General features: G+C 47.8%; 2 protein-coding genes. Both read right to left on the bottom strand.

Annotation, left to right across the window (positions count from 1 at the left end):
* Nucleotides 1–109: 109 nt before the first annotated feature.
* On the bottom strand, nucleotides 110–568 hold the full coding sequence (gene tnpA / locus FQ015_RS00005; protein ID WP_000502112.1) for an IS200/IS605 family transposase: 459 nt from the start codon (nucleotides 566–568) through the stop codon (nucleotides 110–112).
* Nucleotides 525–713, bottom strand: a 189-nt coding sequence (locus tag FQ015_RS24050) for a hypothetical protein (protein WP_072648930.1), incomplete at its 5' end; no start/stop codon positions are given. The genes FQ015_RS24050 and tnpA, both read right to left, overlap by 44 nt.

Here is a 713-nt window from a genome sequence, read left to right as displayed (position 1 = left end):
AATAAATATCCTCCGGCATAGCCGGAGGTTTTTCAAATGCGCCTGTAAGGCTCTGTTACCAGCCGCGCCCTAACAGGCGCATACGATCTGACATTTGCATTCAACTTCGTTACTTACGGCCCGTAAACGGGCTGCCCGGATATGGAATCGATAACTGCTCCCCCATTTTATCCTCTTCAAGCTGGTGCTTTATGTAGTCCTGTATCTTCGCCGTGTTCTTACCCACCGTATCGACATAGTACCCTCGGCACCAGAACTCCCTGTTTCTGTATTTGAATTTCAAATCCCCAAACTGCTCGTAAAGCATCAGACTGCTTTTCCCTTTCAGATATCCCATAAAGCCGGATACGCTCATTTTGGGTGGGATTTCCACAAGCATATGGATATGATCTGCGCAGCACTCTGCTTCCAGAATCCGTACGCTTTTCCACTCACACAGCTTTCTCAAAATACTGCCTATCGCCCTACGCTTCTCTCCGTAAAACGCCAGTCTTCGGTATTTCGGCGCAAAAACTATGTGATATTTACAGTTCCAGCGGGTGTGCGCTAAGCTCTTTTCGTCCCCCATTGGGACCCCCTTTTGATTTCTTGTTTGACACTTGCAGTTGCCAGACCGCAAGGTGTTTTAACAAATCAAAAGGGGTTTTAATAACTGGCTCAAAGCTGAAAGCTTTCCGGAACCCCCAGCCTAGCTGGGGGTTTTCTGTGCACAA

Origin of the sequence: Escherichia sp. HH26CH, from assembly GCF_009820205.1 — a bacterium.
In the GTDB taxonomy this organism is placed as follows: Bacteria; Pseudomonadota; Gammaproteobacteria; order Enterobacterales; family Enterobacteriaceae; genus Escherichia; species Escherichia coli_F.
This window is presented reverse-complemented; position numbering and strand designations above follow the sequence as displayed.

Bases quoted from the DNA above. Each gene is read 5' to 3' on its own strand.
- tnpA (WP_000502112.1), bottom strand. From the start codon at position 568: ATGGGGGACGAAAAGAGCTTAGCGCACACCCGCTGGAACTGTAAATAT.